The organism is Spirochaetota bacterium, assembly GCA_026414805.1.
Lineage (GTDB): Bacteria > Spirochaetota > UBA4802 > UBA4802 > UB4802 > UBA4802.
On sequence record JAOAIH010000011.1, the window covers coordinates 46,863 to 59,136 of the forward strand.

Annotated in this window: 7 protein-coding genes and 4 tRNA genes; all 11 read right to left on the reverse strand. The window is 33.9% G+C overall.

Annotated features, from left to right (window positions below):
- Nucleotides 1-49: 49 nt before the first annotated feature.
- On the reverse strand, nucleotides 50-2,497 hold the full coding sequence (lon, locus tag N3F66_03940; protein ID MCX8123300.1) for an endopeptidase La: 2,448 nt from the start codon (nucleotides 2,495-2,497) through the stop codon (nucleotides 50-52).
- Between the two features lie 72 nt (nucleotides 2,498-2,569).
- Nucleotides 2,570-3,838: an ATP-dependent Clp protease ATP-binding subunit ClpX gene (gene clpX, locus N3F66_03945; GenBank protein ID MCX8123301.1), complete on the reverse strand. Its 1,269-nt coding sequence runs from the start codon at nucleotides 3,836-3,838 to the stop codon at nucleotides 2,570-2,572.
- A 34-nt stretch (nucleotides 3,839-3,872) separates the two neighbouring features.
- Nucleotides 3,873-4,463, reverse strand: coding sequence for an ATP-dependent Clp endopeptidase proteolytic subunit ClpP (gene clpP, locus N3F66_03950; GenBank protein ID MCX8123302.1), 591 nt, complete (start codon nucleotides 4,461-4,463; stop codon nucleotides 3,873-3,875).
- Between the two features lie 95 nt (nucleotides 4,464-4,558).
- The gene (gene tig / locus N3F66_03955) at nucleotides 4,559-5,902 is read right to left on the reverse strand and encodes a trigger factor (protein MCX8123303.1); all 1,344 of its coding nucleotides are present in this window, start codon (nucleotides 5,900-5,902) and stop codon (nucleotides 4,559-4,561) included.
- 533 nt (nucleotides 5,903-6,435) lie between these two features.
- Nucleotides 6,436-6,507 (reverse strand) — tRNA-Gly (locus tag N3F66_03960).
- 4 nt (nucleotides 6,508-6,511) lie between these two features.
- Nucleotides 6,512-6,593: transfer RNA gene (locus N3F66_03965), tRNA-Leu, on the reverse strand.
- Nucleotides 6,594-6,662: 69 nt separating this feature from the next.
- Nucleotides 6,663-6,735, reverse strand: a tRNA-Lys gene (locus N3F66_03970).
- A 176-nt stretch (nucleotides 6,736-6,911) separates the two neighbouring features.
- Nucleotides 6,912-10,427 (reverse strand): PAS domain S-box protein, encoded by a 3,516-nt coding sequence (locus N3F66_03975; protein MCX8123304.1) that lies wholly within the window; start codon nucleotides 10,425-10,427, stop codon nucleotides 6,912-6,914.
- 3 nt (nucleotides 10,428-10,430) lie between these two features.
- Nucleotides 10,431-11,123 (reverse strand): transglutaminase-like domain-containing protein, encoded by a 693-nt coding sequence (locus N3F66_03980; protein ID MCX8123305.1) that lies wholly within the window; start codon nucleotides 11,121-11,123, stop codon nucleotides 10,431-10,433.
- A 208-nt stretch (nucleotides 11,124-11,331) separates the two neighbouring features.
- A complete protein-coding gene (locus N3F66_03985) occupies nucleotides 11,332-11,967 on the reverse strand; it encodes a class I SAM-dependent methyltransferase (protein MCX8123306.1) in 636 nt (211 codons plus the stop codon).
- A 19-nt stretch (nucleotides 11,968-11,986) separates the two neighbouring features.
- Nucleotides 11,987-12,060 (reverse strand) — tRNA-Arg (locus tag N3F66_03990).
- Nucleotides 12,061-12,274 lie beyond the last annotated feature (214 nt).

Sequence of the window (12,274 nt, forward strand, 5' to 3'; positions counted from 1 at the left end):
CATAACCATGGATAATTAATTTTAGAAATTCAACAGTTTTTTATGTTTTTTATGTATAATTATATTTTGTCAACAATTCATTGCTTATATCTGAAATCACAGATTCCCTTACTGTATCTTTCCATTGTTCATTAAGTTTTTCAGTTTTTTGTCTATCCTTAAAGAACTTGTCAGGTTCTTCTAATGACAGGAATAACACTTCTTCCATACTTGTAACCGGATGAAATATAAGCTGCTTACGAACGTATTCAGGAATCTTTTCAAGGTCTTTTTCATTATCCTTGGGAAGTATAACATGTTTAATCTGAGCACGATGTGCAGCAAGTACCTTCTCTTTTAAACCTCCAATAGGCAATACTTTCCCCCGAAGAGTTATTTCGCCAGTCATTGCAACATCACATCGTACTGGAATCTGACTCAGGAGTGAAGCAATCACTACTCCCATTGTAATACCAGCTGATGGCCCATCTTTTGGAATAGCACCTTCAGGAACATGTAAATGTATGTCATGTTTTCGCAATACATCTTCGGGAATGTTAAAATATTGAGCATTTGCTCTAACATAGGTGAACGCAGCATGTGCTGATTCCTGCATAACCTCGCCCAACTGCCCTGTTAGTATCAATTGTCCCTTTCCTTTTATTAAGGATGCTTCTACCTGAAGCACATCACCACCAACCTCAGTCCATGCAAGTCCATTTGCAAGGCCTATCTCACTTTTTTGTTCTTTTTCGCCATATTTAAACTTAATGGGCCCTAAATATTCATGTAAGATGTCAACTGTAATTTCACGTACATGTGAAGAACCGTATTTTACCACTTCACGTGCAACTTTACGGCACACCTTTGCTATTACTCTTTCTAAATTTCTCACACCTGCTTCTCGTGTATAGTGCCGTATGGTGTATAACATCATATCTTCGCTATATTTAATATTTGAATTATTTAATCCATTTTCCTTTATTTGTTTTGGCAACAAAAACTGTAAACCTATATTTAATTTTTCAGGCTCAGTATAGCTGTTTATTTCAATTATCTCCATTCTGTCCTGCAGTGGAGCCGGTATTCTATGCTGAACATTGGCAGTAGTAATAAACAAAACATCTGAAAGGTCATATGGTACTTCCAGATAGTGATCTACAAATGAATTATTTTGCTCAGGGTCAAGGACTTCAAGCAACGCAGAAGAAGGATCACCTCTGAAATCCATTGACATCTTATCAACTTCATCAAGAAGAAATACGGGATTAACGACTCCAGCTTTTTTCATTTGCTGAATTATTCTTCCTGGTAAAGCACCTACATATGTGCGTCTGTGGCCCCGTATTTCAGCCTCATCTCGCACACCACCCAATGACATTCTGACAAATTTCCTGCCTAATGCTCTTGCAACTGAACGCCCTAGAGAAGTTTTCCCCACACCCGGAGGACCAACAAAGCACAGTATTGGGCCTTTCAATTTGTTGGATAGATGACGTACTGCAATATATTCAATAATCCTTTCTTTGACTTCTTCCAGACCATAGTGATCTTCATTGAGAACCTGCATCGCATGGTCAATATCACGATTATCTCTTGTTCGCTTATGCCATGGAACATCTCGTAACCATTCAATATATGTACGAACAACAGCCGATTCAGCAGATAACGGTGGCATTTTTTCAAGTCGTTTTAGTTCTTTTAGCGCCTTGTCTTTTGCTTCTTTAGACATTTTAGCTTCTTCAATGGATTTGCGAAGTTCTTCAACTTCATCAGCTAAGTCATCGCCCTGTCCTAATTCCTTTTTAATAACTTTTATCTGTTCATTGAGATAATATTCTTTTTGAGTTTTTTCCATCTGTTTTCTAACTTTACCTTGTATCTTCTTTTCAATGTACATTATCTCAATTTCGCCGTTGATAAGTTCAATGAGCTTTTCAATTCTATCGACAGGGTTCCCAAGTTCTAGAATGGCCTGTTTATATTCCACACGCATTGTTATATATGAAGCTATAACATCAGCCAAATGCGAAATATCTTCAATCTGCATCACTGTTGTAAGAGCTTCCTGCGGAACTTTTTTATTTAATTTTATATATTTTTCAAAAGTATCAATTAAATTGCGTTTCAATGCTTCAACTTTGGAATCGTTTTCGTAAGGGCGCTCAATATCCTTTATGCCTACAATAATTCCGCTATCCGTTGATTCAAAATTAGAAATATATACTCGCGAAATGCCTTCAACAAGAACTTTTACTGTACCATCAGGCAATTTTAAGAGTTGAAGAATTTCTGAAAGAGTTCCTACATCGTGTATATCTTCTTTTTTTGGATTTGCTATTTGCGAATCAACCTGAGCAGCAAGGACCAGGAGGCGGTCGCCTTTCATAGCTGAATCCAATGCTTTAATTGAAATATCCCTGCCTACAAACAACGGTATTACCATATGTGGGAAAATTACCATATCACGCAATGGTAACAGTGGATATCGTTTAAAATAATCTATATCTTTTTTCATAGTTTCTCCTGAATTTTCTGTGTAATATTCCCATTAATAAAATAATGAAAATTGTGCAATTTGTACATATACTTATGCACTTTTTTCTGCTGATCGTTGAATGATTTCAGGGGATTTCTTGTGAAGCACCACATCTTCGTTGATAATAACCTTTGCTATGGATTTCTTGGAAGGAATTTCATACATAAGATCCAGCATTATTTCTTCAAGAACTGATCGCAATCCGCGAGCTCCTGTTTCGCGTTCAATAGCTATTTGTGCTATTGCATCAATCGCAGAATCAGTAAATTCAAGTTCAACATTTTCAAAGGCAAAAATTTTCTGATATTGCTTTATCAATGCATTTCGAGGTTTAGTAAGTATTTCTTTCAAGGCTTGTTTATCAAGCTCATGTAATACTGCGTGTACATGCAATCTCCCTACAAATTCAGGTATCAGGCCATACTTAATTAAATCTTCGGGAATCATTTTATCAAGAATATTTGCTTTCCCTATATCTTTTACAGATTTTATTTCTGCACCAAATCCCATTGTTTTATTGCCAATACGTGCATGAACTATTTTATCCAGCCCAACAAATGCACCACCACATATAAAAAGAATATTCTTGGTGTCGATAGATATAAATTCCTGGTGGGGATGTTTCCTTCCACCCTGAGGAGGCACATTTGCAATAGTCCCTTCAACAATCTTCAGTAATGCTTGTTGTACTCCTTCACCTGATACGTCACGAGTAATTGATGGATTTTCTGATTTACGTGAAATCTTATCTATTTCATCTATATAGACTATTCCGATCTCGGCTCTTTTTACATCACCATCAGCATTCTGGATAAGCCTGAGTAATATATTTTCGACATCTTCACCAACATAGCCCGCTTCGGTTAACGAAGTTGCATCAGCTATCGCAAATGGTACTTTCAATATTTTTGCCAAGGTTTGTGCTAGTAAAGTTTTACCACTGCCTGTTGGACCAATAAGCAAAATATTGCTTTTGTCTAATTCAACATCGCCTTTGCGCAAGTTAAAATTGCTAGTAATCCGTTTATAATGATTATAGACAGCAACTGAAAGAACTTTCTTTGCATACTCCTGCCCAATCACATATTCATCCAGAATTGCTTTAATTTCATGAGGTTTGGGCAAGTTGCTTGTTAAAAGGTCACCACCTTCTAGAGCCCAGTCTTCCTCTAAAATTTCATTGCATAATTCAATACATTCATCACAAATATAAACATTTGGGCCTGCTACTAATTTACGTACAAGATCCTGACTCTTCCCACAAAACGAGCAATAATGAGTGATCTCTGGTTTGCCATTATCTTTTTTCTTGCTTGACATATATCCTCTTACAAAAAGTTCTCTTATACATTACTTATCTACTATCTTTTCGGATAACTTTATCAATTAATCCGTACTCGACAGCTTCTTGAGCATCCATAAAATAATCTCGATCTACATCCCTTTCAATTTTTTCTATAGGCTGCTTGGTATGAAATGCATAAATTTCATTTAACCTTGACTTAATTTTCAAAATTTCTTTAGCATGAATAGCAATATCTGATGCCTGCCCCTGAAAACCACCCATCGGCTGATGTATCATAATACGTGAATTGGGAAGTGCTGAACGCTTTCCAGGTGCACCTGCTGCCAGTAATAAAGAAGCCATCGATGCGGCTTGCCCAAGGCAGATAGTTGCCACATCAGGTTTTACATATTGCATTGTATCATAAATGGCTAAACCAGATGTTACAATCCCACCGGGAGAGTTAATATACAGATAAATATCCTTATCAGGATCTTCTGCTTCCAGAAATAATAACTGAGCTATTACCAGACTTGCCAAATGGTCATCAATAGCATCACCAATGAAAATGATGCGGTCTTTCAATAAACGGGAATATATGTCATACGCCCGCTCACCACGTGCTGTTTGCTCTACCACAATTGGTACTAGATAGCTCATGCATTACCTCAACAAATTAATAAATTTCTAAACAACCTTTATTATATTGTAGCATTAGTTTATATAACTTCTATAAAATTATAGAGAATAGTTTTTTACTTCTTTTCGTTAATGTACTCCTGGAAGGTTACGGGTTTAAGCATTTTTATATCAGCTACCTGATAAATGTAATCATAGGCTGTATCAAGTATTAAATCACCCTCAATTTCTTCTCTGTTACCCTTCTCTTCAATTACCTTGACAACTTCTTCTTCTGTAATTCCATTTCTCTGAGCTATTGATTTGATAAATTTCTGAAATTGTTCTTCTGAAACTTTAAGTTGCTCAAGTTCTGCAATTTTAGTAAGCACTAATGCATTTTTGATATTGCGTTCAGCTTCATCTTTTATTGATTTAGTTAATTCTTCGGGATTAATCCCAAAAATTGATGCAAATTCATTAATATCTTTGCCAACATTACCAAATCGTGATTGCAATCGTCTGAAAATTGCATACATTTCTTTTTGGATTAAAGATTGTGGTATATCAAATTTACTGTTTTCTACAATTTTTGTAAGGATATCATTCTTTGCCTGATTTAATGTTTGCTCTTTTGCATACGTTTCCAGATTTTCTCGTATACGAGCTTTTAACTCTTCTAAAGTATTATATTCACCAACACTTTTAGCAAATTCGTCATTGAGCTCTGGTAACTGTCGCTCAAAAATTTCTTCTATTTTTACTAAGTAAGTTACTTTTTGTCCCTTAAGATCTTCTACTTCATAATCTTTTGGATATTTTACTTTAATTTCTTTTTCTTCGCCTTTTTTCATTCCAATAATATCATTATCAATTGCCCATGATTCTTTGCTTTTGCCTACAATAAGGCTATGGGATGTAAAAGCAGCTGCATCTATCTGTTCAGGTGTTTTGTCATCAATTCGTTTCATCTTCAAGGTTACCTGGTCACCTTTATTTACTTTTACATTCTCACCTTCTTTTTTAGTTACTGTCGCCATGCGTTCCCGCATTGATTCAATTTCTGCATCCACATCCTCATTAGTTACTTTCACAGTTTTCTGTTCAACATGAATTCCTTTATAATTCCCAAGTTCAATTGTTGGAGGAATATCAAATTCCACAATAAACGAAAAAGGTTTGCCCTTTTCAAGATCGTTAAAATCAAATACAGGCTGGCTCACTGGTGTATAGCCTTTTTGCTCAATTGCTTCAATATATGCTGAACGCACTATGTTTTCTGCAGTTTCCCCAATTACGAAATCAGCATATTTTTTTTCTACTAAATCAATTGGGGCTTTCCCAACCCTGAAACCCTTTATCTCAGCCTTTTTTTGTACATTTTTTAAAACTTTTTCATATTCGGCATTAACCCTCTCATGAGGTATTTCAATATCAAGCCGTATTCGTGCATTTTCAAGTTTTGACTCTTTAATTTCCAATGTTGATCTCCTATAGTATATGATAATATAAATGTTTTACTCATATTATACAGGAAGGNTAACTTCCATAATAATGGTCAGTGTAAACTAATTTAAAAATTACATAAAGCCATTTTCATATATTACTGAAATATAAATATAGCACAATTTTGTATTACTATTGGATAATCAATTGATTTTTTGTATATTTAATTTTACTATATATACCGTCAAATACTTTTTATGTGATAATTATTAATTCTATACAACTAATAAGAACCTTAATAGGTGTTGTTGTGTATAATCAATCACTTTACTGAATATCCTTTTTCATGAGGATGTATTTTTTGTTTTGTTTTACACTTCACTTGTGAATATGATGATTAAAGATAAATAAATAGAAATAGTATGAATTATAGAATAATTTTATGGTTAAGAAGGAAAATTATGGAAATATTGGTGTATATATAAACGCTAGCATTAAATTTTCATTATTGAAAATTATTTAAGAATAAAGAAGGCTGTGAAAATTATCACAGCCTTCTTTGTAGCTGAGCGGGAAACGGGATTTGAACCCGCGACCTCAACCTTGGCAAGGTTGCACTCTACCGCTGAGTTATTCCCGCCTTTTGCGAGCGAAGGGACTTGAACCCCCACACCCTAAGGTACTAGATCCTAAGTCTAGCGCGTCTACCAGTTCCGCCACGCTCGCATACTTTTATTACAATATCAAAAAGTCAAGCAATTTTTTCAAGCTTATTTTCAATTGCGTAGCGGAATTTGGGTTGCCCGAGACTCGAACTCGGAACCATCTGATTAAGAGTCAGGTGCTCTACCAGTTGAGCTAGCAACCCTTCTTAAAAATGCCAACCTGACTTCTAATTGCAAAGATCATTCAAAAAGAATATCAAGAATTTTCAATATTAAAGGATCATATTTTATGTCAAGTGTTTTTTAAAGATAAACAATATTCATTATACTACCTAATAATAAATAGCTCTTATTTAAGAATTTCTAAAAAAAATTATAATTATACTTTCAAGGAAGCTATTATTTGCTTCAAATCTTCAAAGCGGTAAGGTTTTGGCAATATCCCATTGAATCCGTATTCTCTGTAATTTGACATTACCGGATCATTTGAATAACCACTTGAAACAATAACTTTAAACTCGTTATCAATTTGGCGGATTAGAGCTATTGTATCTTTTCCACCTTTTTTTCCTGGTACTGTTAAATCCATTATTGCAAAAGTATACGGTTGTTGATTAGTTCTGGAAGCTAAATATTTTGAATACGCTTCATCGCCATCATTTGCAATATCAACTTCATATCCCAATTCTTGGAGCATTGCTTTTAATATAAATTGTATATTTTCATCATCTTCAAGAACAAGTATTTTCCCTTTCCCAGAAATTAATGTACTCTCTAACTGATTTTCTATATGTGCAATTTGTTTATCAGTTGCTTTTAAGTATATATCAAACCGTGTGCCCTTATTAAGCTGTGAATCCACAAATATAAATCCACCATGCTGTTTAATAATGGAATATACAACAGTTAAACCCAGTCCAGTTCCATGTGGTTTTGTAGTGTAATATGGGTCAAAAATTTTCTCTATAGATTCATTATTTATACCAGGCCCATTATCCTGTATGGATATTCTTATAAATTTCTCTTTACCAATAATTGATAGTATTGGATCATCATCCTTTACATTACTAGCATAAATATTCAACACTCCTTTATCTTCCATAGCCTCTCTGGCATTAATGACTATATTCTGGATAACCTGGCTTATCTGCCCTTCATCTGCTTCTACATGCCATAGATCATCATCTATAAAAAAATTACATTTTATTGCTGAACCACGCAATACGAATGTGGCGGTTTCTTTTATTAAATTATGTATTTGAGTTATTTTCTTAACGGGGGTTCCACCCTTGGCAAATGTCAATAATTGTTGGGTTAGCTCCTTTGCCCTGAACGAAGCATTTTCTGCTTCCTGTATATTTGTGTAAAATTCTGCTGAATGATTAATTTTATTTTTTATTATAGACAAATTCCCCACAATAGAAGTTAGTATGTTATTAAAATCATGAGCTATACCCGCTGCTAACAATCCAATCGATTCTAATTTTGTAGTTTGTGCAATATGTTCCTCCATTTTTTTCTTCTGAGTTATATCACGAATGACTATCACTGCTCCTGAGATATTTCCAGTGTGATCTTTCAAAGGTAATATGTGTAATTCAATATTATATGAAACATGATTTACAAATAAAGTGCACTCATTAGTTATTGAACTTTTTTGCAATTTTTGCAATATATCATCAAAGTTTACTTCAACAGGCTGCTTGCAATCCAAATCAAGAATATTGAATGCTTTTTGACCTATAAGAGATTCTATTTCTTTTTGTAAAATGGTGCAGGTTGCTTTATTAACAACAATGATTTTACCTTCATTATCAGTTACTATTACTGCGTCATTAATTGATTCTAAAATTCTGTTCAATCTTTCTTTTTCATTATGTAACTGTATGTTCTTTAATGTGAGCTCTTCTTTAGTTTTTGTTAAATCCCTGTTAACCTGCTGTAATTCCCTGTATTGTTCATATATTATCTGAGCACTTCGTTTTATCTGGGTGACGTCTATAATGGAACTTATTACTAATTTCTCGCCAGATGCCATGTAGACGTCAGAATTAATAATACAATTTTTTAATAATCCGTTTTTTGTTCTGAATGTAACAGCAAAATCTTTGACTCTTTTATTTTCCTGTAATTCTTTAACATACTTTTCTAATTCATCCCTATCCGCAAATACATTTAACTCTAATATTGAACGACCAATAACTTCATGTAGAGGATAACCAAATGTATCGCATGCTGCTTCGTTTACTTCACGATATACACCATCTTTGAAAGTATTTATAGTCATGGGTATGGGGCTAGAGTGAAATGCCTTAAAAAACTTTTCTTCTGATGTTTTTAGTTGTAGTTCAATTGTTTTTCTATCTGTAATGTCCGTTGCAGAACCCAATATTGCTATGCGTCCATTATACTGAATGGTTGCAACATGAAAATCCAGCCACTTCACTGTATTACTTTTTGTGACTATTCTTGCTTCATATCTATTAATAACTTTTTCACCACGCTGTCGTGCAGCTGCCCGTAATTTAGCTTGTTCTACATCGTCAGGATGAACAAATACCCAGAAAGGCTTCCCAATGATTTCCTCTTCAGGATATTCTAAAATATCGATGGTTGCTGGGTTAATCCATTGCATACGATTATCCTGAATGATGAAAATAGAAGTTAGAACAGAATTTGCCAGTGTTTTAAATTTTTCTTCACTTTCTTTTAATTTAATTTCAGCCACTTTCTTTTCATGGATATCGGTTCCAACACCTGAAAGCCCAATAAAGTTTCCTTGCTCGTCATAATGAGCTTCAGAAATAGTCAAAATATAACGATATGAACCATCTTTTGTTTTCAAACGATATTCAAGTGGTTCAAAAATTCTTTTCTTTGATCTTTCATAACTTTCAAGCACCATTGGCAAATCTTCAGGATAGATAAACTCCACAAATGATTTGCCAATCATTTCTGAAGGGGTAAATCCTATAAAATTCTTGATATTAGGGCTTATGTATCTTATTATTGTATCTCTATCAACCTGGTATACCACATCATGAATTGCAGCGATTTTTTCATTATCAAACGAAGATTGAGCAAGCAGTGATTTCATCATGAATTTATCAATAACTATCCCAAGTTGCTGGCTAATTACTTCTAGCAATGGTTTGATGTATCCTGGAATTATGTTTGTTGAGTGAGACCCAATATTTATGACACCTATAACATTGTTTCTAAATACTACAGGTATTGCTGCAATTGCTTTAATTCCTTCTTGTTTTCTAAAATCATTATCATCTAAATCCATTGTAGTATAATCAATATATTGTGGAGTTCCTTTGATTATCATTTGATAATTCCAGCTGTCAGGTTTATATTCAGAAACTTTTTCAATAAATGATTCACTGACACCCTGCGCAAAAGTTAATTTTAAATGCTGTGTAAGTGGATCAATTACATAAATACCACCACAGTCCATACCGGTAACTTTTATTACAGTATCCAGTATATATTTTAATACTTCCACAAAATGCTTTGTATCATCATCAAATATTTTTATATTGTATAACTCTTCATATATTTTTTGTATTGTATCTGAAAAATTATTTTTTAACCTGCTCAATACCAGTATTTGTTTTGGTGCATCATTATTTATTTTATGAATGCTAAAAACATAAGGAAGACTCTGATTAGGTGATTCCAGAATAATTTGATTTTTATCTATGGAATTGCTGGTATTATTAAAATAGCTTTTCAAATCTTCACTTATTAAATAATATGGGAAAACATCATCAATTTTTTTATGTATCGCGTTAGGATTATTAGAATAGATGACATGTAAGGAGCTATCGGTTACAATAAAATCACAATTGGTAAATTGTAAAATATCAAAAATTTTTGAGGTCTCCATATCTTATTTAACAATCTCTTCGGATTCAAAATTTCGGGATGCAAAATTTTGCTCAAAGAGGGTAATCCATAACTCAACCCTTTCCCTGCCGTAGCATTCCTTCCATGCTTCAACAATCATTTCAACAGGCACATCGGCAAAACTACCATGATATTCAATATATTCCATATATTGTCTTTTTTCTGTGTTGTATTCCGGAAATATTGCATCATCCACCCCATTAAAATCTATGGGTGATATTTTGTGTAAATGGCACAATTCTTTATTGAATGCAGGGGTGGCCTTTACCCATTTTCCATTTAAATAAAATTCAGTAAATCCATGGTATACAAAAATATTAGTACCTAAAGTTTCCAAAAGCTGTTTTGTTGCAATATGATTTTTGACTGTAGCAAAGCCTACCCTGCTTGGTATATTACAGGCGCGTCCAAGTGCACATAAAAGCGAAGCCTTTGATACACAGTATCCGCGTTTCCTGCCCAGGACAAAACTGCCATAATAGTGTTCAGGTTTGTAAAACGGTGAATAGGGATCATATTTGATATCATCACGAACAGCATAAAAAAGCTTAATTGCTTTTTTGGTATCGTCTCTTTCGGATCCAACAAGTGAATTTGCATAGTCGATAACGTAAGGGTTATCACTATCTATACATCGTGAAGGCTTTAAATATTCACCTAAATCTTTACAGGCCATTCTTCTTTACATTAACTGTTGATAGTAGTAGTAAAAATATAGTACTTATCATATATTCTTCAATAATATTTTGTTATAATATAACAAATTGTTATAGCCAAAACGCAACTATAACATTAGCATGTACAATGTATATTTAATATATGATATTATATTTTGTATATACTTTTTATAATTACAACAACTTATAAAATTCTCTTTACAACTGTTATAATGAATATATAGCAATAAATTCGTTAAAATATTTATACCCCCATACCTGCTCTTGAAATTTTACTGTGCAGCCTGAAAGTAAATCATAGAATGAGTTTTCAGCACACGCTATCATATCCCCAATAAAAATAATTGTATGCCCTCCTGCTTTTTTATATGCCTGCAGTGCCTCAAATGCCATGCTGCTTTGTGGTTCAGGCCAACACAAAAACAATGATCTTTCAGGATATTCTAAAGCCACGTTGGCATCGCCTTTGTTGACATCAAACCACTGTTCTTCAAACCATATATTATTTGAGTGATGAACAAACGGATATAATGGATCTTCGGGAGGATATTTATCATATGCAATCACATCAGCACCAACTTGTGTGAGCATATAGGCCCAGTAACCATTTCCTGCACCAATTTCAATTATGGGCGATAGCTCCTTTAGAATAGACAACAGGCGGTAGGTTGGAACAGCAAATGCATATTTTTTGATTAACTCATGTCGTAGATTCCAGTATTGATACTCATCTAAATGTTGATTACTATATTGTAGAATTTCTCGTAAATAAGGGTTGGTGATACTTAAATCTTGTTCGGTGGGTATATAGTGGAATATGTCATAATTGTACAGCTTGCTCATATCCTTACATTAGTATGTGCGCGCCCGGCAGGAGTCGAACCTGCGGCCTGCGGATTCGAAGTCCGACGCTCTATCCAGCTGAGCTACGGGCGCGTTATATGTCATGCCGAATTTGTTTCAGCATCTTTTGCTTAAATTGCATTAGCCACTTAGATATTTTTAAAAATGTTTTTCAAACATTTTATCTACACAGCAAAGCTACGGGCGCGTTATATGTCATGCTGAACTTATTTCAGCATCTTTTGCTTAAATTGCATTAGCCACTTAGATATTTTTAAAAATGTTTTTCAAACATTTTATCTACACA

Excerpts from the sequence above, each read along its gene's own strand:
- lon (MCX8123300.1), bottom strand. The coding sequence starts at position 2,497 with ATGAAAAAAGATATAGATTATTTTAAACGATATCCACTGTTACCATTG.
- clpX (MCX8123301.1), bottom strand. The coding sequence starts at position 3,838 with ATGTCAAGCAAGAAAAAAGATAATGGCAAACCAGAGATCACTCATTAT.
- clpP (MCX8123302.1), bottom strand. The coding sequence starts at position 4,463 with ATGAGCTATCTAGTACCAATTGTGGTAGAGCAAACAGCACGTGGTGAG.
- N3F66_03975 (MCX8123304.1), bottom strand. The coding sequence starts at position 10,427 with ATGGAGACCTCAAAAATTTTTGATATTTTACAATTTACCAATTGTGAT.
- N3F66_03980 (MCX8123305.1), bottom strand. The coding sequence starts at position 11,123 with ATGGCCTGTAAAGATTTAGGTGAATATTTAAAGCCTTCACGATGTATA.
- N3F66_03985 (MCX8123306.1), bottom strand. The coding sequence starts at position 11,967 with ATGAGCAAGCTGTACAATTATGACATATTCCACTATATACCCACCGAA.